A 20,448-nucleotide genomic window follows, 5' to 3' on the forward strand; every position below is an offset into this window, starting at 1 on the left:
CCACGCAATCCCCACTTATAGTTGCAGCCACTCAGCAGTGAGCGCCCTTGCGCGCCAACCCTTTCCGCGTTTTCGAGAATTCCGATGAGCCAGGACACGCCCTACATCTTCGACGTCAGCACGGCCAGCTTCGACCAACTGGTAATCCAGAACTCCTTTCACAAACCGGTGCTGGTAGATTTCTGGGCGGACTGGTGCGCCCCCTGCAAGGCGCTGATGCCGCTGCTGGCGCAGATCACCGAGGGTTACCGCGGCGAGTTGCTGCTGGCCAAGGTCAATTGCGATCTCGAGCCCGACGTCGTCGCCCGTTTCGGCATCCGCAGCCTGCCGACCGTGGTGCTGTTCAAGGATGGTCAGCCGGTCGATGGCTTCACCGGTGCCCAGCCGGAGTCGGCGATCCGCGCGATCCTCGAGCCGCACGTCCAGGCACCGCCGCCGCCCGCCGCCGATCCGCTGGAAAGCGCCCAGGCGCTATTCGCCGAAGGCCGCATCGGCGACGCCGAAAGCCTGCTGAAACAGCTGCTGAGCGAAGACAGCGAGCAGCCCGCCGCACTGATTCTGTACGCGCACTGCCTGGCCGAACGTGGCGAGTTAAGCGAAGCGCAAAACGTGCTGGACGCAGTGAAAGGCGATGGGCACAAACAAGCCCTGGCCAGCGCCCGTGCGCAACTGACCTTCCTGCGCCAAGCCGCCGATCTGCCGGAAGTCGCCAGCTTGAAAACCCGCCTGGCGCAAAACGCCGAAGATGATGAAGCGGTTTATCAGCTGGCCGTGCAGCAACTGGCCCGCCAGCAATACGAGCCGGCACTCGACGGCTTGCTGCGCCTATTCATCCGCAACCGCGGCTACGCCGAGGGCCTGCCGCACAAGACCTTGCTGCAGGTGTTCGACCTGCTGGGTAACGAGCATCCGCTGGTCGCCCACTACCGGCGCAAGCTGTACCAGGCGTTGTATTGATCGACCCAAGCGAGGCGAGGCCGCGGCACAGAGGCAAAAGCGAACCCGAGTGCCCTACCCCACCCAGCGATACAGCGGCGCATCCGCGCCGTTTTCCAACTGCACCTGCGGGCAATGCCGCAGCCGCACCAGCAGGCGCTTGCTGGCCGCGGCGCTGCCAGTCAGTGCCTGCAACTCCGCCAATAAATCCGGCCCCTCCATTTGCCCGGCGTTGCGCAGCAACTCCTGCGCCGTCGGCCAGAACCCCTCGCCCTGCGGCTCCTGCGCGCCGGGCGGCTCGACGGCTGCAGCCTTGCGCGGTAACTCGGCCAGGCGCGCCCAGTCCTCGTCTCCCAGTTCCAGCGTCAGATCGACCGGCCACTCGCCGATCTGTCCACGAATGCGCAGCATAGAAACACCCTCGAATTCACTGTCGTCATGCTCCCACGCGCATCGCTCGCCGCCAAGCAGGGCTAGTCAGCATATAAAAGTTGTTATAACGTAACAACGTTGCCGTTTCGCCTTGTCCGCCCCGGAGATTGTTCATGCGCCGCCTGCTGCTCGCCCTGCCTTTTGCCCTGCTGCCCCAGGCCAGCGCTCACGCCCATGACGATGAGCACGAACATGCGGAACACGCCAGCCTGGGCGCCCACGAGCATGGCGCCGGCCACCTGAATGTGGCGCTGGATGGCAAGATCCTGGAGCTGGAACTGGAAAACCCCGCAATGAATCTGCTGGGCTTCGAACACGCGGCCGAAAGCCCGGCCGACCTAGCCACAGTCGCCGCTGCCCGTGCCAAGTTGGAACAGCCGCTGACCCTGTTCAGCCTGCCGGCCGCCGCCGGTTGCACAGTGACCAGACAGGAACTGGAAAGCCCGCTGTTCGGCGACCAGCCGGATGCCGAGCATGAGCATGAGCATGACGAGCACGCCAAAGGTGAAGCGGCGGAGCACCAGCACGAAGATCAGCACAGCGAGATTCACGCGCACTATCGGTTCAGCTGCACCGAGCCGGCGGCGCTGAAAACCCTCGATCTGCGCGAAGTCTTCAAACGCTTCCCCGCCACCCACAAGATTCAGGTACAACTGATCGGCCCACAGGGCCAGCAGGGCGTTGAAGCCACGGCAGAACACGCCACCCTGAGTTTTTAAAGGCACTGTCCTTTATTAGACTTAGGCGCTTAAAACAGCCCGAATCAAAAGAACCTGTACTGCGTTTTCTTACTACTCAACGCCTGAAGATCGGCCGGGGCAATCCGGCCACTTATTGATGACCTCAGCCATGACCCCAGCCCTGATAGCGCTTTCCGACCTCGGCTTCGCCTGGCCTGGCCACGCGGAGCTTCTGGATATTCCGGCGTTCCGCCTGGAGCGCGGGGAAACCCTGTTCCTCAAAGGCCCCAGCGGCAGCGGCAAGACCACCCTGCTCGGTCTGCTCGGCGGCGTGCAGAAGCCCAATCGCGGCAGCATCCGCCTGCTCGGGCAGGAGCTGACGGCGCTGTCCGCGGGCGCGCGCGATCACTTTCGCGTCGATCACACCGGCTACATCTTTCAGCAATTCAACCTGCTGCCGTTTCTCTCGGTACGCGAGAACGTCGAGCTGCCCTGCCACTTCTCCAAACTCCGCGCCCGCCGCGCCAAGCAGCGCCACGGCAGTGTCGATCAGGCCGCCGCCACCCTTCTCGCGCACCTGGGCTTGAAGGACCCGAACCTGCTGGCGCGCCGCGCCGACGAACTGTCCATCGGCCAGCAGCAGCGGGTTGCCGCCGCCCGCGCGCTGATCGGCCAGCCGGAACTGGTGATCGCCGACGAACCCACTTCGGCGCTGGATGCCGACGCCCGCGAAGCCTTCCTCCAGCTGCTGTTCGCCGAATGTCGCGAGGCCGGTGCCAGCCTGCTGTTCGTCAGCCACGACCAGAGTCTGGCGCCGCTGTTCGATCGCCACCTGTCGCTGGCCGAACTCAATCGCGCAGCCATGCCAGTGGAGGTCTGAGATGTATCTGTTTCGCCTGGCCATGGCCAGCCTGGCCAATCGGCGTTTTACCGCCTGGCTCACCGTGTTCGCCATCGCCCTGTCGGTCTGCCTGCTGCTGGCCGTCGAGCGGGTGCGCAGCGAGGCGCGTGCCAGCTTCGCCAGCACCATCAGCGGCACCGACCTGATCGTCGGCGCCCGCTCGGGCTCGATCAACCTGTTGCTGTATTCGGTGTTCCGGATCGGCAACGCCACCAACAATATTCGCTGGGACAGTTTCGAGCATTTCGCCCACAGCCCGCGGGTGAAATGGGCCATTCCGCTGTCCCTCGGCGACTCCCATCGCGGCTACCGGGTGATGGGCACCAGCACGGCCTACTTCGAGCACTACCATTACGGCCGCGGGCAAGCCCTGCAGCTGGCGCAGGGCCGGGCCTTCGCGAGCGACCCCTTCGAGGTGGTCCTCGGTGCCGAAGTGGCCGCCGCCCTCAAGTACCGGCTCGGCGAGCAGATCGTGCTGGCCCACGGCGTGGCGACGGTGAGCCTGGTCAAGCATGACGACAAACCCTTCACCGTGGTCGGCATCCTCCAACGCACCGGCACCCCGGTAGACCGCACCCTGCATATCAGCCTGGGCGGCATGCAGGCGCTGCATATCGACTGGAAGGGCGGTGTGCCGGCGCAAGGCGCCGGGCGGCTCAGCGCCGAGCAGGCGCGCACCATGGACCTGACTCCACAAGCCATCACCGCGGTCATGCTGGGGCTGAACAGCAAGATCGCCACCTTCAGCGTGCAGCGCGAGATCAACGAGTTTCGTGGCGAACCGCTGCTGGCGATCCTGCCTGGCGTAGCCCTGCAAGAGCTGTGGAGCCTGATGGGCACCGCAGAGAAGGCGTTGTTCGTGGTCTCGCTGTTCGTGGTGATCACCGGGCTGATTGGCATGCTCACGGCCATTCTGACCAGCCTGAATGAGCGGCGCCGCGAGATGGCGATCCTTCGTTCGGTCGGCGCGCGGCCCTGGCATATCGCTAGCCTGCTGGTGCTGGAAGCGTTTGCCCTGGCCTTCGTTGGCGTGCTGCTCGGTACGCTGCTGCTCTACGTCGGCATCGCCAGCGCCCAAGGCTATGTGCAGGCCAATTACGGCCTTTATCTGCCGCTGGCGCTGCCGAGCCGCTATGAGTGGACGCTGCTCGGCGCTATTCTGGCCACTGCCCTGCTGATGGGCTGTGTGCCGGCCTGGCGCGCCTATCGGCAGTCGCTGGCCGATGGCCTGTCCATACGCATATGAGGATCGCTTGATGTTGCGCCGCTCACTGACCCTTGCGCTGTTACTGGCGACCCCACTGGCCCTGCACGTCGAGGCGGCGCAGGTGCGCGAGCTGACCTGGTCGGAATTGATTCCGGCGGACGCACCGGCGGCCCCCCAAGCGCAAGCGCCGCTCCATGACCTCTCGCAACTGGCCGATGCCTTGGCTGCCGAGTCCGCTCCGGCGGCCACGCAACAGTCGCCTGCCGCACCGGTGGTCAAAGCCCTGGATGGCCAGGACGTGAAACTGCCCGGCTACATAGTGCCCCTGGATGTCACCGAAGAAGGCCGCGTCACCGAGTTTCTCCTGGTGCCCTATTTCGGCGCCTGCATCCACGTGCCGCCACCGCCGTCCAATCAGATCGTCCACGTCACCAGCGAACTGGGCGTGTTGATGGATGCCCTGTATCAACCGTTCTGGATCGAAGGCCCATTGCAAGTGCAAGCCAGCAGCAGCGAACTGGCGGAGGCCGGTTATCAGATGGACGCCAGCAAGATCTATCCCTACGAGATGCCCGACAGCTAACGCTGAGCATTGCCGAAAAGTAAGAGCCCGTTAGCACGCAGATTCGGCAAGCCTTGCTCTGGATCAAGATGGCGCCGCAGGCGCTCCTTAACATTGAACTCAGCCAACCCGTTCAATGTTAAGGACCCCTTAATGCACAAGTCTCTCTTTGCCGCGTCGCTGCTCGCACTGGCCCTCGCCACCCCCATGGCCCAGGCCCATCAAGCGGGCGACCTGATCATCCGCGCCGGCGCCGCCAGCACCGATCCCCATGAGGACAGCTCCAACCTGGCCATCGCCGGCGCCAAGGTCGTCGGCAGCCAGGCCACGCTGGATAGCGACACCCAGCTCGGCCTGACCGCCGCCTATATGCTCAGCGACCATGTTGCGGTCGAACTACTGGCCGCCACACCCTTCCAGCACAGCGTCGGCGTCAAAGGTCTCGGCGCACTGGACGGCAAACTGGCCGACCTCAAACAACTGCCGCCGACCCTTTCCCTGCAGTACTACCCGCTCGCTGCAAAGTCCCAGGTCCAGCCCTACGTCGGCGCCGGCCTGAACTACACGCTGTTCTTCGACGAAGACCTGACCAGCGCACGCAAGTCGCAAGGCTTCAATAACCTGGACCTGGACGACTCGATGGGCTTGGCCCTGCAAGCCGGGCTCGACCTGATGCTGACCGAGCAACTGCTGTTGAACGCCGCGGTCTGGTACGTGGATATCGACACCACGGCCACGGCTTATCTGGGCGACACCCAGGTCAAGGTCAACGTGGATGTCGACCCCTGGGTGTATATGGTTGGCCTCGGTTACAAATTCTGATGTGGATAAAAAAGCCGGCGAATCACGCGCCGGCTTTTTTGCTGCCTGCATTAAGGCTTAGTCACGCCCCAGCAAGCGCGCCAGGCCAACACTCATAGGCGTCGGCTCGAGGAAGCGGTAACGGCTCAACAGGCGCCGATTGTTCGCCCGCGAATGACGAATATCGCCGGCACGGGCCGCCACATGGCTCACTTGCGGCAGGCCACCGAGCACTCCGGCGATCTCGGCCAACAGCTGGTTGAGGCTAGTGGCACGGTTCAAACCGACGTTCACCGCGCCCCCCTCGAGCGTCGGCAACTCCAGCGCCTGCAACAGCAGCCCGACCAGATCGCCGACATAGACGAAGTCGCGAGTCTGCTCACCATCGCCAAACACCGTGATCGGCAGGCCCTGCTGCGCACGCTCGATAAAGATGCTGATCACCCCGGAATAGGGCGAGGACGGATCCTGGCGCGGCCCGAAGATATTGAAGAAGCGAAAGATCGCCGGCTCCAGGCCATGCTGGCGACGATAGAAATCCAGGTACTGCTCACTGCCCAGCTTGTCCACCGCATAAGGCGTCAGCGGGGCCTTGGGCGTGTCTTCATCGATCGCCTGGCCTTCACCATTGTTGCCATACACCGCCGCGCTGGAGGCGAACAGCACCCGCTTGACGCCGTGCTGGCGCATCGCCTCGCACACATTCAGGGTGCCGACGAAATTGCTCTGGTGGGTGCTGACCGGATCGTCCACCGAAGCCTGCACCGAGGCCACCGCCGCCAGATGCACCACCGCCTGGCAGCCGGCGACCGCCCGCAGCACCAGCGCCGCATCGGCGACATCACCGACTATCAGCTCCAGCGCCGGGTTTCCCAGCGGCAGGTTGCCCGACTTGCCCGTCGACAGATCATCCAGCACGCGCACGGCATAACCCTTGGCGAGCAGCGCATCGACCAGATGCGAGCCGATAAAGCCGGCTCCACCAGTGACCAAAATAGGGCCAGAATTAGACATGACGATAATAACGATCCAGAAGGCTCGGCAGCCCAGCCCGCCAAGCACGCGGCTTGATGCCGAAGGTATGCAGAATTTTCTTGCAGGCCAGCACCGCATGTTGCGGCTCATCGGCGGCATCTGGGCGGGCCGCATGGGCCTGCGGGCTGATCTCTTGCACCCGTAAGCTTCGGAAGGCCCGGGCCTCCGCCAGAACGGCCTGGCCCAGCGCCAACGACGTGGTCGCCTCGTAGCCACCGTAGTGGTAAGTGCCCCACAGCGGCGCCAAGCAGTCCAGCTGTTTCAACACGGCGATAATCACCCGCGCGGCATCATCGACCGGAGTCGGATTACCACGCCGGTCGTCCGCTAGAAACAACTCGGCATCCTGCTCGGCGCGGCTGAGAAAGCGCCCGAGCAGACCGTCGACGCTTTCGTCGAGCAACCAGCCAAAGCGCAGTAACACATGCCGCGGACAGGCCGCGCGCACGCTCTGCTCGATCCGCCAGAGCGTTTGCCCACGCAACCCGAGCGGAACCTGCTCTTCCTTCTCGCTGTAGGCGGTGGCGCGCGAGCCGTCGAACACCCGATAGCTGGACGGTTGCAGCAGGCGAATAGCGTGATGCTGACACAGTTCAGCCAAACGCTCGACCGCCCGTTCCTGGGCCACAAAGCGCTCTTCGCTGACCACTTCGGCCTGGAACCAGTCGAAGTAGTAGGCGAGATTGATCAGCGCATCGGGGCGGGTTTCATCGAGCAACTGGGTCAGGCTGGCGGCATCCCAGCCCCCTTCCGGTGGGCGCGGCGCGAGGAAGCCAATGTCTTCCTCGGCGCCCAGGCGAATCAGCGCCTGCCCAAGAGCATTACCACCGCCCAGTAGCATCAGGCGCATACGCATAAGGTCCGGCTAGCTCCGTCGATCAGAACGGAATGTCGTCGTCGAAGCTGTCGTAGTTCGGCGCCGGTTGCGCCGCCGGTTGCTGCTGCGGTGCCGGACGCGACTCCCGTGGGGCCTGCTGTTGCGGCTCGCGCTGCGGTTGCGGGCGCTGCTGACGCGGGGCGGAGTCGCCACTGTTGTCTGGACGGCCGCCAAGCAATTGCATGGTGCCGTTGATGTCGACGACGATTTCGGTGGTGTAACGCTTGATCCCGTCTTTTTCCCACTCGCGGGTCTGCAGCTTGCCCTCGATGTACACTTGGGAACCTTTGCGCAGGTATTCACCGGCAATCTCGGCGACTTTGCCGAACAGCGCAACACGGTGCCATTCGGTTTTCTCGACCTTTTGCCCGCTCTGCTTGTCGGTCCACTGCTCACTGGTAGCCAGGCTCAGGTTGGTGACGGCATTGCCATTTGGCATGTAGCGCGTTTCTGGATCTTGGCCACAGGTTCCGACCAAGATGACTTTGTTAACCCCACGGGCCATAACGTTCTCCTAGGCTTCAGCACGTGCCGGCGCCGCTTCGATCAGGCGCTCAAGGGACGTGCGATCCAATTGTTCGGTATCCAATTTGATATAGATGGCAGCCTCCTCGGCCACCACCACAGCATCCGTTACTCCGGCCACCGCCAGTAAACGCTCGACTAAACCAGCATCACGCACAGCTACAGATGACAATGGCAAGCGCAGGCTAGTGACATACGGAGGCTCGTTCATAGTAACAGCAAAGGCCAGCCAGAGCGCGCAGAGCGCAGCGCAACCCAGGAACACAACCCCCAGCCCGCCATGCTGAAACAACCAGCCACCGAGAATGCCGCCCACCGCCGCGCCGAGGAACTGACTGGTGGAGTACACCCCCATCGCGGTGCCCTTGCCGCCCGCCGGCGACACCTTGCTGATCAGCGAGGGCAGCGAGGCTTCCAGCAGGTTGAACGCGGTGAAAAACACCACGGTGCCCAGCACCAGCGCGCGCAAACTGCCGCCAAACTGCCAGAAGAACAGCTCACACAGCAGCAACACCGTGACCGCCCCCAGCAGGACGCGCTTCATCTGACGCTTCTTCTCGCCATAGATGATGAACGGGATCATCGCGAAAAAGCTGATCAACAGCGCCGTCAGATACACCCACCAGTGCTGCTCCTTGGGCAACCCGGCCTCCTGCACCAACGCCAGCGGCAACGCGACGAAGCTGGCCATCAGAATCGCGTGCAGCACGAAGATGCCGAGATCCAGCCGCAGCAAGTCCGGATGCCGCAGTGTCGCGCCCAGCGCCTCGCGCGCCAGCTCAGACTCGCGATGATGCAAGGGCCCGTCTGAGCGCGGCACCAGCCAGGCGACAATCGCCAACCCCAGCAACGCCATGCCCGCAGTGGCCCAAAACAGCCCGGAGAGGCCGAAGACGCGAGTCAGCAACGGCCCCACCACCATCGCCACCGCAAAGGACAGGCCGATGCTCATGCCGATCATGGCCATGGCCTTGGTCCGGTGTTGCTCGCGCGTGAGGTCGGAGAGCAGCGCCATGACTGCGGCCGAGATCGCCCCGGCGCCTTGCAGCACGCGCCCGGCGATCACCCCCCAGATGGAATCCGCATTCGCCGCCAGCACACTGCCGGCGGCGAAAATCAGCAGGCCGAGATAAATCACCGGGCGCCGGCCGATACGGTCGGAAATCACCCCGAAGGGGATTTGCAGGAACGCCTGGGTCAGGCCGTAGGCGCCGATCGCTAGGCCGATCAGCGCTGGCGTGGCGCCCGCCAGATCCATGCCATAGGTGGCCAGCACCGGCAGCACCATAAACATCCCGAGCATACGGAACGCGAACACCAGCGCCAGCCCGCTTGCCGCGCGGGTCTCGCTACCACTCATGCGTTCGCTGTGCGGATCGTGCATGGAAGAACCTCTTGAAAATGCGCAGCGATTCTACCAGCCCCGTCTCACCCTCGCACAGGCGCGACGCTTTGCCGCTAGGTCGCTGCGAGCCGTATACTCGCGGGTTTCCGCCCGCCATGCGAGGCCGCAGTGGACAAGATCCTGATTCGTGGGGCACGAACCCACAACCTGAAGAACATCGACCTGACCCTGCCGCGCGATAAATTGATCGTGATCACCGGACTGTCTGGCTCCGGCAAGTCATCGCTGGCCTTCGACACCCTCTATGCGGAAGGCCAGCGGCGCTATGTGGAGTCGCTGTCGGCCTATGCCCGGCAGTTCCTCTCGATAATGGAAAAGCCTGACGTCGACACCATCGAGGGCCTGTCGCCAGCGATTTCCATCGAGCAGAAGTCCACCTCGCACAACCCGCGCTCCACCGTCGGCACCATCACCGAAATCTACGACTACCTACGCCTGCTCTATGCCCGCGTCGGTACTCCGCGCTGCCCGGACCACGATCTGCCGCTGGAAGCCCAGACCGTCAGCCAGATGGTCGACCAAGTCCTGGCGCTGCCTGAAGGGCGCAAACTGATGCTGCTAGCGCCGATTGTGCGCGAGCGCAAAGGCGAGCACCTGGCGGTATTCGATGAGCTGCGCGCCCAGGGCTTCGTCCGCGTGCGGATTAACGGCAAGCTTCATGAACTGGACGAGCTGCCCAAGCTGGACAAGCAGAAGAAGCATTCGATCGATGCGGTAGTCGACCGCTTCAAGGCACGCGCCGACTTACAGCAGCGCCTGGCCGAATCCTTCGAGACGGCCCTCAAGCTGGCAGACGGCCTGGCCTTCGTCGCGCCACTCCCTGATGAGGAGCACGGCGAGGAAGGCGACGAAATCATCTTCTCCGCGCGCTTCGCCTGCCCGCTCTGCGGCCACTCGATCAGCGAGCTGGAACCCAAGCTGTTCTCCTTCAACAACCCCGCCGGCGCCTGCCCAACCTGCGACGGCCTGGGCGTGAAGCAGTTCTTCGACATCAAGCGCCTGGTCAACGGCGAGCTGACCCTGGCGGAAGGCGCGATTCGTGGCTGGGACCGGCGCAACGTCTATTACTTCCAGATGCTCGGCTCGCTGGCCACACACTACGGTTTCAGCCTGGAGCTGCCCTTCGACGACCTCAGCGCCGAACAGCAGAAAGTCATTCTCTATGGCAGCGGCAGCGCCAACGTCGAGTTCCGCTACCTGAATGACCGCGGCGATATCGTCAAACGCGCCCACCCCTTCGAAGGCATAGTGCCGAACCTGGAACGTCGTTACCGCGAGACCGAATCGGCCACGGTGCGCGAGGAGTTGGCCAAGTTCCTCGGCACCCAGCCCTGCCCGGATTGCCGCGGCACCCGCCTGCGCCGCGAAGCGCGACATGTCTGGGTGGGGGAAAGGACCCTGCCAGCCGTCACCGGCCTGCCAATTGGCGACGCCACGGAATATTTCGGTAGCCTGAGCCTAACCGGCCGCCGCGGCGAAATCGCCGAGAAGATCCTCAAGGAAATTCGTGAACGCCTGCAGTTTTTGGTCAACGTCGGCCTCGACTACCTGACCCTCGATCGCAGCGCCGACACGCTCTCCGGCGGCGAGGCGCAGCGCATTCGTCTGGCCAGCCAGATCGGGGCAGGGTTAGTGGGCGTCATGTATATCCTCGACGAGCCGTCCATCGGCCTGCACCAGCGCGACAACGAGCGCCTGCTCGGCACCCTACGGCACCTACGCGATATCGGTAACACGGTGATAGTGGTCGAGCACGACGAGGACGCCATTCGCATGGCCGACTATGTGGTCGATATCGGCCCGGGCGCGGGCGTGCATGGCGGCCGAATCGTGGCCGAAGGCACGGCGGCCGAGGTGATGGCGCACCCGGATTCGCTGACCGGCAAATACCTCTCCGGCCGGGTGAAAATCCCGGTGCCAGGCAAGCGCACCGAGCGCGATAAAAAGCGTTCGCTGAAACTCAAGGGCGCGCGCGGCAACAACTTGCGCAACGTCGACCTGGAGATTCCGCTCGGCCTGCTGACCTGTGTGACCGGCGTCTCCGGCTCGGGCAAGTCGACGCTGATCAACAACACCCTCTATCCGCTCAGCGCCACCGCCCTGAACGGCGCCAGCACACTGGAAGCGGCCGCCCACGACAGCTGCGACGGCCTGCAGCACCTCGACAAGGTCGTCGATATCGACCAGAGCCCGATCGGCCGCACGCCGCGCTCGAACCCGGCGACCTACACCGGCTTGTTTACACCGATCCGCGAGCTGTTCGCCGGCGTGCCGGAGTCGCGCTCACGCGGCTATGGCCCCGGGCGCTTCTCCTTCAACGTCAAGGGCGGACGCTGCGAGGCCTGCCAGGGCGACGGTCTGATCAAGGTGGAGATGCACTTCCTGCCGGACATCTACGTGCCCTGTGACGTGTGCAAGAGTAAGCGCTACAACCGCGAAACCCTGGAGATCAAGTACAAGGGCAAGAGCATCCACGAGGTGCTGGAGATGACCATCGAAGAGGCTCGGCCGTTCTTCGACGCGGTGCCGGCCCTGTCGCGCAAGCTGCAGACGCTGGTCGACGTCGGGCTGTCCTATATCAAGCTCGGCCAGTCGGCGACCACGCTGTCCGGCGGTGAAGCCCAACGAGTCAAGCTGTCGCGCGAGCTGTCCAAGCGCGATACCGGCAAGACCCTGTATATCCTCGACGAGCCGACCACCGGTTTGCACTTCGCCGATATCCAGCAACTGCTTGATGTGCTGCACCGCCTGCGCGACCACGGCAACACCGTTGTGGTGATAGAGCACAACCTCGACGTGATCAAGACCGCCGATTGGCTGGTGGACCTCGGCCCCGAAGGCGGCTCCAGAGGTGGGCAGATCATCGCCTGCGGTACGCCGGAAGAAGTGGCCGAGATGCCGCAATCGCACACCGGCTTCTTCCTCAAACCCTTGCTGGAACGCGACCGGGCGTAGGGCGGCCTCGCCGCGAAGCGGCAGCCCGCCATTGCCGAGTCATGCAAACACGCATAAAAAATCCCCGAGCCTTCGGGGATTCTTTTATGTCTCCAGCACGGCTTCGCTTTTAAGCCTGGGACTGCAGGTAGTTCTCCAAACCGATCAGCTTGATCCGGCCGAGCTGCTGTTCGAGCCAGTAGGTGTGGTCCTCTTCGGTGTCGGCCAGCTGTACGCGCAAAATATCGCGACTGATGTAGTCCTGGTGCCGCTCACAGAGCTCAATGCCCTTACACAGCGCGGCCCGCACCTTGTATTCCAGGCGCAGATCGCTGGCCAGCATCTCCGGCACCGTGGCTCCGCGATCCACGTCGTCAGGCCGCATGCGCGGTGTGCCCTCAAGCATCAGGATTCGGCGGATCAACGCATCCGCATGCTGCGCCTCTTCCTCCATCTCATGATTGATGCTCTCATACAGCTTGCTGAAGCCCCAGTCTTCGTACATCCGCGAATGAATGAAGTATTGGTCGCGAGCCGCCAATTCGCCGGTCAGCAATGTGTTGAGATAGTCGATGACTTCCGGGTGCCCTTTCATCCGCCCGTTTCTCCCTGAGCAAAACGCCAAGTTTGACCGAACAACCCTGGCGGATCACGGTTTTAGCCCCGAGCCATTCGCTCGGCAAAAATCTACGCGCATAAAAAACCGCCCTCGAACGCGGGCGGTTTTTTCATACCGGGCCCCAGCTAGCTCAGGGCAATACCCAAGGCCTTGGCGACGCCTTCACCATAGGCCGGATCGGCCTTGAGGAAATGCCCGATCTGGCGCAGTTGAACGTCGTGCGTGACACTTTTCATAGCGCCCGCGATGTTGTTGATCAACAACTCCTTTTGCCCTGCGTCCATCAAGCGGAACAGCGCACCTGCCTGACTGTAGTAATCATCATCGACGCGGTGATCAAAGCGATCCGCCGTACCACTCAGCGCCAACGCCGGCTCGCGGTATTCGGGCGCTTGCTTGGGCGCATCCACATAGCTGTTCGGCTCATAGTTCGGCGTCGCCCCACCATTGCCATCAAAGCGCATCGAGCCATCACGCTGATAGTTGTGATAGGGGCACTTCGGCGCGTTAACCGGCAATTGCTGGTGATTGGTTCCCACGCGATAGCGATGCGCATCGGCGTAAGCAAACACCCGGCCTTGCAGCATTTTGTCCGGCGACAAGCCGATACCCGGGACGATATTGCTCGGGGCAAAAGCCGCCTGTTCAACCTCGGAAAAATAGTTCTGCGGGTTGCGATTGAGCTCCAGCTCACCCACTTCGAGCAGCGGGTACTCTTTCTGCGACCAGGTTTTGGTCACATCAAACGGATTCTCATGATGCGCTGCCGCCTGGGCCTCGGTCATCAGCTGAATGCACACCCGCCATTTCGGGAAGTCGCCACGCTCAATCGCGCCAAACAGGTCACGCTGGGCGTAATCTGGGTCAGTACCGGCCAAACGTGCCGCATCGGCTGGCGCCAGGTTCCTGATGCCCTGCTTGGTTTTGAAGTGCCACTTGACCCAATGCCGCTCACCCTTGGCGTTGACCAGGCTGAAGGTGTGACTGCCAAAGCCGTGCATGAAACGATAACCGTCCGGAATGCCACGATCCGAGAACAGGATAGTGACCTGATGCAGCGACTCCGGCGACAGCGACCAGAAGTCCCACATGGCTTGCGGGCTCTTCAGGTTGCTCTGCGGCAAACGCTTCTGGGTATGAATGAAGTCAGGGAACTTCAACGGGTCACGGATAAAGAACACCGGGGTGTTGTTACCGACCACATCCCAGTTGCCTTCCTCGGTGTAGAACTTCAAGGCAAAACCACGCGGATCACGCTCGGTATCCGCCGAACCGCGCTCACCACCCACAGTGGAGAAGCGCAGGAATACGGGCGTCTGTTTACCCACTGATTCGAACAGCTTGGCATGCGTGTACTGGGTGATATCGCGGCTGACGGTGAAGGTACCGTAAGCACCCGACCCCTTGGCGTGCACACGGCGCTCAGGGATCACCTCACGGTTGAAATGGGCAAGCTTTTCGACCAGATGAAAGTCATCCAGCAGCAACGGACCACGCGGCCCGGCGGAACGAGAATTCTGGTTATCGGCAACCGGGCTACCGCTACTGGTAGTAAGAATAGGCTTCTGGCTCATCCTGGCTCTCCTCATCAGTTATACAACCGGTGCTGTCCGGCAATGGATGAAAGGCTAGAACCCCCTGAGCAACAGAGCCAATTTATTAAGTAAAAGCTCTCGATAGTCTTATTCTTTTACAGAATTAAGATAAGCAAAGCAGAAGACCCCAGCTCATCGCCCAAGACCACCTCCCCACTCACAACCAGCCGCCCCGGCCTCCCGCATGCCTAATGGCAGAAACCACAGACCGCCGCGTCTAAAAACATACCTACCGCAGACAGAAACAAGCACAACTCTCGACGCTTTATTACGCGCATAAAAAAACCGGGCCAATGGCCCGGTTTTTTCTACAACCTACGACTTACTCAGCAGCTTCTACTGCGCCGCCGACCGGACGGTCAACCAGCTCAACATAAGCCATTGGAGCATTGTCGCCAGCGCGGAAACCGCACTTGAGGATACGCAGGTAACCGCCCTGACGGGTGGCGTAGCGCTTGCCCAGGTCGTTGAACAGCTTGCCGACGATGGCTTTCGAACGGGTACGATCGAAAGCTAGGCGACGGTTAGCCAAACTATCTTCTTTAGCCAGGGTGATCAGCGGCTCGGCGACGCGACGCAGTTCCTTGGCCTTAGGCAGGGTAGTTTTGATCAGCTCGTGCTCAAACAGCGACACCGCCATGTTTTGAAACATGGCCTTGCGGTGAGCGCTGGTACGGCTCAGGTGACGACCACTCTTACGATGACGCATGGTTCAATTCCTTACCAAACTCACGTTCGGTGATTACGACGATCAGGCCGTAGCCTTGTCGTCTTTCTTAAGACTTGCCGGCGGCCAGTTGTCGAGGCGCATGCCGAGGGACAGACCACGGGAGGCCAGGACGTCCTTGATCTCAGTCAGGGACTTCTTGCCCAGGTTCGGAGTCTTCAACAACTCTACTTCGGTGCGCTGAATCAGGTCGCCGATGTAGTAGATGTTCTCCGCCTTGAGGCAGTTGGCCGAACGTACGGTCAGTTCCAGGTCGTCAACCGGACGCAGCAGGATCGGATCGATCTCGTCTTCCTGCTCAATCACCACGGGCTCACTGTCACCTTTGAGGTCCACGAACGCGGCCAACTGCTGCTGCAGAATGGTCGCGGCACGGCGGATAGCCTCTTCCGGATCCAGGGTACCGTTGGTTTCCAGGTCAATAACCAGCTTGTCTAGGTTAGTGCGCTGCTCAACACGGGCGTTCTCAACCACGTACGCTACGCGGCGTACCGGGCTGAAAGAAGAGTCCAGCTGCAAGCGACCGATGCTGCGGCTTTCGTCTTCATCACTCTGACGCGAGTCAGCCGGCTCATAGCCGCGACCACGAGCCACAGTGAGTCTCATGTTCAGTGCGCCGTTAGAAGCCAAGTTGGCAATAACGTGATCACCATTGACGATCTCGACATCATGATCCAGCTGAATATCGGCAGCGGTAACTACGCCCGAGCCCTTCTTCGCCAGTGTCAGAGTCACTTCGTCGCGACCGTGCAGCTTAATAGCCAGACCTTTCAGGTTGAGCAGGATTTCAATGACGTCTTCCTGAACACCTTCAATGGCGCTGTACTCATGGAGTACACCGTCAATTTCGGCCTCGACTACTGCACAGCCAGGCATTGAGGACAACAAAATACGACGCAGCGCGTTGCCCAGGGTATGGCCGAAACCACGCTCGAGAGGTTCGAGAGTGATCTTGGCGCGGGTCGGACTGACCACCTGCACATCGATATGGCGGGGGGTCAGGAACTCATTTACCGAAATCTGCATGGATGCACCTATTTTCTAGCCCTTACTTGGAGTAGAGCTCGACAATCAGGCTTTCGTTGATGTCGGCGGAGAGGTCACTGCGAGCCGGTACGTTTTTAAACACACCAGTTTTCTTCTCAGTGTCCACTTCGACCCACTCAACGCGGCCACGCTGGGCACACAGCTCAAGAGCTTGAACAATGCGCAGCTGATTCTTCGATTTCTCGCGAACCGCAACCACGTCACCAGCACGAACCTGGTAGGACGGTACGTTTACGGTTTTACCGTTGATGCTGATCGCTTTGTGCGAAACCAGCTGACGGGATTCGGCACGAGTAGCGCCAAAGCCCATACGGTATACGACGTTATCCAGACGGCACTCGAGCAGTTGCAGCAGGTTCTCACCGGTTGCGCCTTTACGACCGGCAGCTTCCTTGTAGTAACCGCTGAACTGGCGCTCTAGTACGCCGTAGATACGACGAACTTTCTGTTTTTCACGCAGCTGAGTACCGTAATCGGATTGGCGACCACGACGTTGACCGTGGATACCAGGGGCTGCCTCGATGTTGCACTTCGATTCGATAGCGCGAACACCGCTCTTCAGAAAGAGGTCAGTGCCTTCACGACGGGACAGTTTGCATTTGGGACCAATGTAACGAGCCATTTTCTACTGTCTCCTGATTACACGCGACGCTTCTTCGGCGGACGGCACCCGTTATGCGGGATTGGCGTCACGTCGGTGATGCTGGCGATCTTGTAACCGCAGCCGTTCAATGCACGGACAGCGGACTCACGACCCGGACCGGGACCCTTGACGTTAACGTCGAGGTTCTTCAGGCCGTATTCCAGCGCAGCTTGACCAGCACGTTCAGCAGCCACCTGGGCGGCGAACGGGGTGCTCTTGCGTGAACCGCGGAAACCCGAGCCACCAGAGGTAGCCCAGGACAGGGCGTTACCTTGACGATCGGTAATGGTCACAATGGTGTTGTTGAAAGACGCGTGGATATGGGCGATGCCATCAACCACTGTCTTTTTGACTTTTTTACGAGGACGAGCAGCAGGTTTTGCCATGACTAGATTCCTGTCGATTCGCGGGTGCGATTACTTGCGGATCGGCTTACGCGGACCCTTACGGGTACGTGCGTTGGTCTTGGTACGCTGACCACGGACCGGAAGGCCGCGGCGATGACGCAGGCCGCGGTAGCAACCCAGGTCCATCAAGCGCTTGATTTTCATGTTGACTTCACGACGAAGGTCACCTTCGGTGTTTACCTTCGCGACTTCGCCACGCAAGAGTTCAATCTGCTCATCGCTCAGATCTTTAATCTTTGCCGCTGGGTTAACCCCAGTGGTTGCGCAAATTTTCTGCGCAGTAGTGCGACCAACACCGAAGATGTAGGTCAGCGAGATAACAGTATGCTTGTTATCTGGAATGTTGACGCCTGCAATACGGGCCATTCAGTGAGACTCCAATTGACAGCTACCTACGCCCGGGAAGCCAAGAAAAGGGCGCGAGATATTAACGCTGTAATAACAAATAAGCAACCCGGCAGCGCACTAGCTGCCGGGCTTATAGCTTTTGATCACACTCAGCCTTGGCGCTGCTTGTGACGCGGTTCAGCACTACAGATCACTCGCACGACACCTTCACGGCGAATAATTTTGCAGTTACGGCACAGCTTTTTCACCGATGCACGAACTTTCATCACCAACTCCTCGAACCTTATGGGACATCAGCGGAGCATGCCGCTGCCGTAACCCTTCAGGTTGGCTTTCTTCATCAGGGATTCGTACTGGTGTGAAACGAGGTGCGATTGTACTTGCGACATAAAGTCCATCACAACCACTACCACGATCAGCAACGAGGTCCCGCCAAGGTAGAACGGTACGTTGGCAGCCACCACCAGGAACTGGGGCAGCAAACAAACGGCCGTCATGTACAAAGCACCGAACATGGTCAAACGAGTCAACACGCCATCGATATAGCGCGCGGACTGCTCACCCGGACGGATACCCGGAATAAAGGCACCGGACTTCTTCAGGTTTTCCGCTACGTCTTTCGGATTGAACATCAGCGCCGTATAGAAGAAGCAGAAGAAAACAATCCCTGCACTAAACAGCAAAATGTTCAACGGCTGACCAGGAGCGATAGCCTGTGAAATATCCTGGAGCCAGCCCATACCTTCAGACTGACCGAACCAGGCACCCAGCGAAGCCGGGAACAACAGCAGGCTACTGGCGAAAATAGCCGGAATGACACCGGCCATGTTCACCTTCAGCGGCAAGTGGCTAGTCTGCGCCGCGAAGACCTTACGGCCCTGCTGACGCTTGGCGTAATGCACCGCAATGCGACGCTGACCACGCTCAATGAACACCACAAAACCGATGATCGCTACCGCCAGCAAACCAATGGCGACCAGGGCAAAAATATTGATATCGCCCTGACGAGCAGACTCGAAAGACTGCCCGACGGCACTCGGCAGACCGGCCACGATGCCCGCAAAAATCAGCATCGAGATGCCGTTACCGACACCGCGCTCAGTGATCTGCTCGCCCAGCCACATCATGAACATGGCACCCGCCACGAAGGTGGTGACAGCCACGAAATGGAAGCCGAAATCAACCGAGAACGCTACACCTTGACCCGCCAGGCCAACGGACATGCCGGTCGCCTGCACAAAAGCCAAGATCAAGGTGCCGTAGCGGGTGTACTGGCTAATCTTGCGACGGCCAGACTCACCTTCCTTCTTCAACTGCTCCAGCTGCGGGCTGACAGCGGTCATGAGCTGCATGATGATCGACGCCGAAATGTACGGCATGATCCCCAGCGCAAAGATACTCATCCGCTCCAGCGCGCCGCCAGAAAACATGTTGAACAGGCTAAGAATAGTCCCCTCATTCTGTCGGAACAGGTCAGCCAGCCGGTCGGGATTGATCCCCGGCACTGGGATGTGTGCACCTACCCGATAGACGATAATCGCCATAAGGAGGAAGCGCAGTCGAGCCCAGAGCTCGGATAACCCACCATTGCTGAGCGCTGAGAGAGCACCTTGCTTAGCCATTTAGTCCTCGAACTTGCCGCCAGCTGCTTCGATAGCCGCACGCGCACCTTTGGTGGCAGCGATACCTTTAAGGGTGACCGCACGAGTAATCTCACCGGACAGCATGACTTTCACGCGCTGCACGTGTTGATTAATCAGGTTGGCATCCTTCAGGGACTGCAGAGTCACGACATCGCCTTCCACTTTATTCAGCTCCGAGGTACGCACTTCGGCGCGATCCATAGCCTTCAGGGAGACGAAGCCGAACTTCGGCAGACGACGGTGCAGCGGCTGTTGACCGCCTTCAAAGCCCGGAGCAATGGTGCCACCGGAGCGGGAGGTCTGACCTTTGTGGCCGCGGCCACCAGTCTTACCCAAACCGCTACCGATACCACGGCCCGGACGGTGCTTCTCGCGACGGGAACCCGGCGCAGGACTCAAATCGTTCAGGTACATGTGTTAACCCTCGACTCGCAGCATGTAGTAAGCCTTGTTGATCATCCCGCGGTTCTCGGGAGTATCCAGCACTTCTACAGTGTGACCAATGCGACGCAGACCCAGACCCTTCACACAAAGTTTGTGGTTCGGGATACGGCCGCTAACGCTTTTGATCAACGTAACTTTGACAGTTGCATTAGCCATGATTAGAAAATCTCCTTAACGCTCTTGCCGCGCTTAGCCGCAATAGACTCAGGAGATTGCATAGCCTTCAAACCCTTGAATGTGGCGTGAACCACGTTCACCGGGTTAGTCGAGCCATAGCACTTGGCCAATACGTTCTGCACGCCAGCAACTTCGAGAACGGCACGCATAGCGCCGCCCGCGATGATGCCAGTACCTTCAGAAGCAGGCTGCATGTACACCTTGGAGGCGCCATGGGCAGACTTCATCGCGTACTGCAGAGTGGTGCCATTGAGGTCCACCTGAATCATGTTGCGACGAGCAGCTTCCATTGCCTTCTGAATAGCAGCCGGCACTTCGCGAGACTTGCCACGACCGAAACCTACGCGACCCTTACCATCACCCACCACGGTCAACGCGGTGAAAGTGAAAATACGGCCACCTTTTACGGTCTTGGCAACGCGGTTAACTTGAACCAGCTTCTCGATGTAGCCTTCGTCGCGGCCTTCGTCGCGGCTGTCGCGTCTTTGATCATTTGCCATAAC

The 20,448-nt window shown here is 60.8% G+C and carries 24 protein-coding genes; 7 read left to right on the plus strand and 17 right to left on the minus strand.

Annotated elements, in window-relative coordinates; all coding sequences use genetic code 11:
• Nucleotides 1-84 precede the first annotated feature (84 nt).
• Nucleotides 85-957, plus strand: a complete 873-nt coding sequence (trxA, locus tag FFS12_RS17150; protein WP_137888604.1) for a thioredoxin — start codon at nucleotides 85-87, stop codon at nucleotides 955-957.
• 54 nt (nucleotides 958-1,011) lie between these two features.
• Here the strand turns inward: trxA and FFS12_RS17155 are convergent, their stop codons facing one another.
• Nucleotides 1,012-1,347 carry a hypothetical protein gene (locus FFS12_RS17155; protein ID WP_137888606.1) on the minus strand — a complete coding sequence of 112 codons (336 nt, stop codon included), beginning with the start codon at nucleotides 1,345-1,347 and terminating at the stop codon, nucleotides 1,012-1,014.
• Nucleotides 1,348-1,481: 134 nt separating this feature from the next.
• Here FFS12_RS17155 and FFS12_RS17160 point away from each other — a divergent pair, with 134 nt between their 5' ends.
• The 5 genes from FFS12_RS17160 to FFS12_RS17180 all read left to right on the plus strand — a co-directional run bounded on the left by FFS12_RS17160 (nucleotide 1,482) and on the right by FFS12_RS17180 (nucleotide 5,540).
• Nucleotides 1,482-2,087, plus strand: a complete 606-nt coding sequence (locus FFS12_RS17160) for a DUF2796 domain-containing protein (RefSeq protein WP_137888608.1) — start codon at nucleotides 1,482-1,484, stop codon at nucleotides 2,085-2,087.
• Between the two features lie 130 nt (nucleotides 2,088-2,217).
• Nucleotides 2,218-2,928 (plus strand): ABC transporter ATP-binding protein, encoded by a 711-nt coding sequence (locus FFS12_RS17165; RefSeq protein WP_137888610.1) that lies wholly within the window; start codon nucleotides 2,218-2,220, stop codon nucleotides 2,926-2,928.
• A gap of 1 nt (nucleotide 2,929) precedes the next feature.
• Complete coding sequence (locus tag FFS12_RS17170; protein ID WP_137888612.1) at nucleotides 2,930-4,195, plus strand: ABC transporter permease; 1,266 nt, start codon at nucleotides 2,930-2,932, stop codon at nucleotides 4,193-4,195.
• A 10-nt stretch (nucleotides 4,196-4,205) separates the two neighbouring features.
• On the plus strand, nucleotides 4,206-4,739 hold the full coding sequence (locus FFS12_RS17175) for a DUF3299 domain-containing protein (RefSeq protein WP_137888614.1): 534 nt from the start codon (nucleotides 4,206-4,208) through the stop codon (nucleotides 4,737-4,739).
• A gap of 132 nt (nucleotides 4,740-4,871) precedes the next feature.
• A complete protein-coding gene (locus FFS12_RS17180) occupies nucleotides 4,872-5,540 on the plus strand; it encodes an OmpW family protein (protein ID WP_137888616.1) in 669 nt (222 codons plus the stop codon).
• A gap of 57 nt (nucleotides 5,541-5,597) precedes the next feature.
• Here the strand turns inward: FFS12_RS17180 and FFS12_RS17185 are convergent, their stop codons facing one another.
• The 4 genes from FFS12_RS17185 to FFS12_RS17200 are packed head-to-tail and all read right to left on the minus strand — an operon-like array spanning nucleotide 5,598 to nucleotide 9,340.
• Nucleotides 5,598-6,533, minus strand: coding sequence for an NAD-dependent epimerase/dehydratase family protein (locus tag FFS12_RS17185; protein ID WP_137888618.1), 936 nt, complete (start codon nucleotides 6,531-6,533; stop codon nucleotides 5,598-5,600).
• A complete protein-coding gene (locus FFS12_RS17190; RefSeq protein ID WP_137820066.1) occupies nucleotides 6,526-7,410 on the minus strand; it encodes a sugar nucleotide-binding protein in 885 nt (294 codons plus the stop codon). The genes FFS12_RS17185 and FFS12_RS17190 overlap by 8 nt, the downstream gene beginning before the upstream one ends.
• A 22-nt stretch (nucleotides 7,411-7,432) precedes the next feature.
• Nucleotides 7,433-7,936, minus strand: coding sequence for a single-stranded DNA-binding protein (locus FFS12_RS17195; RefSeq protein ID WP_137888620.1), 504 nt, complete (start codon nucleotides 7,934-7,936; stop codon nucleotides 7,433-7,435).
• 9 nt (nucleotides 7,937-7,945) lie between these two features.
• Nucleotides 7,946-9,340, minus strand: a complete 1,395-nt coding sequence (locus tag FFS12_RS17200) for an MFS transporter (RefSeq protein ID WP_137888622.1) — start codon at nucleotides 9,338-9,340, stop codon at nucleotides 7,946-7,948.
• Nucleotides 9,341-9,469: 129 nt separating this feature from the next.
• Here FFS12_RS17200 and uvrA point away from each other — a divergent pair, with 129 nt between their 5' ends.
• Nucleotides 9,470-12,316, plus strand: coding sequence for an excinuclease ABC subunit UvrA (uvrA, locus tag FFS12_RS17205; protein ID WP_137888624.1), 2,847 nt, complete (start codon nucleotides 9,470-9,472; stop codon nucleotides 12,314-12,316).
• A gap of 109 nt (nucleotides 12,317-12,425) precedes the next feature.
• Here uvrA and bfr read toward each other — a convergent pair whose 3' ends face one another.
• The 12 genes from bfr to rpsE form a co-directional block, all read right to left on the minus strand.
• A complete protein-coding gene (gene bfr, locus FFS12_RS17210; protein WP_137888626.1) occupies nucleotides 12,426-12,890 on the minus strand; it encodes a bacterioferritin in 465 nt (154 codons plus the stop codon).
• 149 nt (nucleotides 12,891-13,039) lie between these two features.
• Nucleotides 13,040-14,488, minus strand: coding sequence for a catalase (locus tag FFS12_RS17215; RefSeq protein ID WP_137888628.1), 1,449 nt, complete (start codon nucleotides 14,486-14,488; stop codon nucleotides 13,040-13,042).
• A gap of 343 nt (nucleotides 14,489-14,831) precedes the next feature.
• Nucleotides 14,832-15,218, minus strand: a complete 387-nt coding sequence (gene rplQ / locus FFS12_RS17220; protein WP_119952538.1) for a 50S ribosomal protein L17 — start codon at nucleotides 15,216-15,218, stop codon at nucleotides 14,832-14,834.
• Between the two features lie 42 nt (nucleotides 15,219-15,260).
• Nucleotides 15,261-16,262 (minus strand): DNA-directed RNA polymerase subunit alpha, encoded by a 1,002-nt coding sequence (gene rpoA, locus FFS12_RS17225; protein WP_119952539.1) that lies wholly within the window; start codon nucleotides 16,260-16,262, stop codon nucleotides 15,261-15,263.
• A 22-nt stretch (nucleotides 16,263-16,284) separates the two neighbouring features.
• On the minus strand, nucleotides 16,285-16,905 hold the full coding sequence (rpsD, locus tag FFS12_RS17230) for a 30S ribosomal protein S4 (RefSeq protein WP_119952540.1): 621 nt from the start codon (nucleotides 16,903-16,905) through the stop codon (nucleotides 16,285-16,287).
• 17 nt (nucleotides 16,906-16,922) lie between these two features.
• The gene (rpsK, locus tag FFS12_RS17235) at nucleotides 16,923-17,312 is read right to left on the minus strand and encodes a 30S ribosomal protein S11 (RefSeq protein WP_002555466.1); all 390 of its coding nucleotides are present in this window, start codon (nucleotides 17,310-17,312) and stop codon (nucleotides 16,923-16,925) included.
• Nucleotides 17,313-17,342: 30 nt separating this feature from the next.
• Complete coding sequence (gene rpsM, locus FFS12_RS17240; RefSeq protein ID WP_108096520.1) at nucleotides 17,343-17,699, minus strand: 30S ribosomal protein S13; 357 nt, start codon at nucleotides 17,697-17,699, stop codon at nucleotides 17,343-17,345.
• Nucleotides 17,700-17,830: 131 nt separating this feature from the next.
• A complete protein-coding gene (gene rpmJ / locus FFS12_RS17245; RefSeq protein ID WP_002555468.1) occupies nucleotides 17,831-17,947 on the minus strand; it encodes a 50S ribosomal protein L36 in 117 nt (38 codons plus the stop codon).
• A 27-nt stretch (nucleotides 17,948-17,974) separates the two neighbouring features.
• Entirely contained in the window at nucleotides 17,975-19,303 is a 1,329-nt protein-coding gene (gene secY, locus FFS12_RS17250; RefSeq protein ID WP_137888630.1) for a preprotein translocase subunit SecY, read from the minus strand.
• Entirely contained in the window at nucleotides 19,304-19,738 is a 435-nt protein-coding gene (gene rplO / locus FFS12_RS17255; RefSeq protein ID WP_119952542.1) for a 50S ribosomal protein L15, read from the minus strand.
• A gap of 3 nt (nucleotides 19,739-19,741) precedes the next feature.
• Complete coding sequence (rpmD, locus tag FFS12_RS17260) at nucleotides 19,742-19,924, minus strand: 50S ribosomal protein L30 (RefSeq protein WP_119952543.1); 183 nt, start codon at nucleotides 19,922-19,924, stop codon at nucleotides 19,742-19,744.
• Between the two features lie 2 nt (nucleotides 19,925-19,926).
• Nucleotides 19,927-20,445, minus strand: coding sequence for a 30S ribosomal protein S5 (gene rpsE, locus FFS12_RS17265; RefSeq protein ID WP_119952544.1), 519 nt, complete (start codon nucleotides 20,443-20,445; stop codon nucleotides 19,927-19,929).
• Nucleotides 20,446-20,448: the final 3 nt, after the last annotated feature.

It is taken from the genome of Pseudomonas sp. 2FE (assembly GCF_005503735.1).
In the GTDB taxonomy this organism is placed as follows: Bacteria; Pseudomonadota; Gammaproteobacteria; order Pseudomonadales; family Pseudomonadaceae; genus Aquipseudomonas.

What these genes read in the sequence shown, in the direction of transcription:
- trxA (WP_137888604.1), top strand. Translation starts at nt 85, where the DNA reads ATGAGCCAGGACACGCCCTACATCTTCGACGTCAGCACGGCCAGCTTC.
- FFS12_RS17155 (WP_137888606.1), bottom strand. Translation starts at nt 1,347, where the DNA reads ATGCTGCGCATTCGTGGACAGATCGGCGAGTGGCCGGTCGATCTGACG.
- FFS12_RS17160 (WP_137888608.1), top strand. Translation starts at nt 1,482, where the DNA reads ATGCGCCGCCTGCTGCTCGCCCTGCCTTTTGCCCTGCTGCCCCAGGCC.
- FFS12_RS17165 (WP_137888610.1), top strand. Translation starts at nt 2,218, where the DNA reads ATGACCCCAGCCCTGATAGCGCTTTCCGACCTCGGCTTCGCCTGGCCT.
- FFS12_RS17170 (WP_137888612.1), top strand. Translation starts at nt 2,930, where the DNA reads ATGTATCTGTTTCGCCTGGCCATGGCCAGCCTGGCCAATCGGCGTTTT.
- FFS12_RS17175 (WP_137888614.1), top strand. Translation starts at nt 4,206, where the DNA reads ATGTTGCGCCGCTCACTGACCCTTGCGCTGTTACTGGCGACCCCACTG.
- FFS12_RS17180 (WP_137888616.1), top strand. Translation starts at nt 4,872, where the DNA reads ATGCACAAGTCTCTCTTTGCCGCGTCGCTGCTCGCACTGGCCCTCGCC.
- FFS12_RS17185 (WP_137888618.1), bottom strand. Translation starts at nt 6,533, where the DNA reads ATGTCTAATTCTGGCCCTATTTTGGTCACTGGTGGAGCCGGCTTTATC.
- FFS12_RS17190 (WP_137820066.1), bottom strand. Translation starts at nt 7,410, where the DNA reads ATGCGTATGCGCCTGATGCTACTGGGCGGTGGTAATGCTCTTGGGCAG.
- FFS12_RS17195 (WP_137888620.1), bottom strand. Translation starts at nt 7,936, where the DNA reads ATGGCCCGTGGGGTTAACAAAGTCATCTTGGTCGGAACCTGTGGCCAA.
- FFS12_RS17200 (WP_137888622.1), bottom strand. Translation starts at nt 9,340, where the DNA reads ATGCACGATCCGCACAGCGAACGCATGAGTGGTAGCGAGACCCGCGCG.
- bfr (WP_137888626.1), bottom strand. Translation starts at nt 12,890, where the DNA reads ATGAAAGGGCACCCGGAAGTCATCGACTATCTCAACACATTGCTGACC.
- FFS12_RS17215 (WP_137888628.1), bottom strand. Translation starts at nt 14,488, where the DNA reads ATGAGCCAGAAGCCTATTCTTACTACCAGTAGCGGTAGCCCGGTTGCC.
- rplQ (WP_119952538.1), bottom strand. Translation starts at nt 15,218, where the DNA reads ATGCGTCATCGTAAGAGTGGTCGTCACCTGAGCCGTACCAGCGCTCAC.
- rpoA (WP_119952539.1), bottom strand. Translation starts at nt 16,262, where the DNA reads ATGCAGATTTCGGTAAATGAGTTCCTGACCCCCCGCCATATCGATGTG.
- rpsD (WP_119952540.1), bottom strand. Translation starts at nt 16,905, where the DNA reads ATGGCTCGTTACATTGGTCCCAAATGCAAACTGTCCCGTCGTGAAGGC.
- rpsK (WP_002555466.1), bottom strand. Translation starts at nt 17,312, where the DNA reads ATGGCAAAACCTGCTGCTCGTCCTCGTAAAAAAGTCAAAAAGACAGTG.
- rpsM (WP_108096520.1), bottom strand. Translation starts at nt 17,699, where the DNA reads ATGGCCCGTATTGCAGGCGTCAACATTCCAGATAACAAGCATACTGTT.
- rpmJ (WP_002555468.1), bottom strand. Translation starts at nt 17,947, where the DNA reads ATGAAAGTTCGTGCATCGGTGAAAAAGCTGTGCCGTAACTGCAAAATT.
- secY (WP_137888630.1), bottom strand. Translation starts at nt 19,303, where the DNA reads ATGGCTAAGCAAGGTGCTCTCTCAGCGCTCAGCAATGGTGGGTTATCC.
- rplO (WP_119952542.1), bottom strand. Translation starts at nt 19,738, where the DNA reads ATGTACCTGAACGATTTGAGTCCTGCGCCGGGTTCCCGTCGCGAGAAG.
- rpmD (WP_119952543.1), bottom strand. Translation starts at nt 19,924, where the DNA reads ATGGCTAATGCAACTGTCAAAGTTACGTTGATCAAAAGCGTTAGCGGC.
- rpsE (WP_119952544.1), bottom strand. Translation starts at nt 20,445, where the DNA reads ATGGCAAATGATCAAAGACGCGACAGCCGCGACGAAGGCCGCGACGAA.